The organism is Tritonibacter sp. SIMBA_163, from assembly GCF_046535935.1.
Lineage (GTDB): Bacteria > Pseudomonadota > Alphaproteobacteria > Rhodobacterales > Rhodobacteraceae > Epibacterium > Epibacterium scottomollicae.
Genome location: NZ_JAWJBP010001308.1, coordinates 1 through 236 on the forward strand (window position 1 = coordinate 1; position 236 = coordinate 236).

The 236-nt window shown below is 61.0% G+C and carries 1 protein-coding gene; it reads right to left on the reverse strand.

Translation table 11 applies throughout. The annotated features are described in order from the left end of the window. Positions 1 to 236 (reverse strand): urease accessory protein UreE (locus R0J92_RS26535; RefSeq protein WP_411053882.1); only part of this gene is annotated, 236 nt, incomplete at both ends.

Below are 236 nucleotides of genomic sequence, written 5' to 3' on the forward strand. Positions count from 1 at the left end.
GGTTGCCGATATGCCAGGCGAGTTCAGCTATGTGGAGCGGATCGCGCCCGCGAATTTCGTAGAGTTCCTCGCTTGCAGCGCGGATTTCAATTTCGCGCCCGTCGTCCAGAACAAGCCTGTCTCCGTGACCCAGCACAACCGGCTCCGCGAAATCGACAAGCACCTTCTCGCCGCCCTCCAGAGCAATGGCTTTGCGCCGCAGATGGCGTTCATCGCGTTCAAGAACGGCGTGGCCC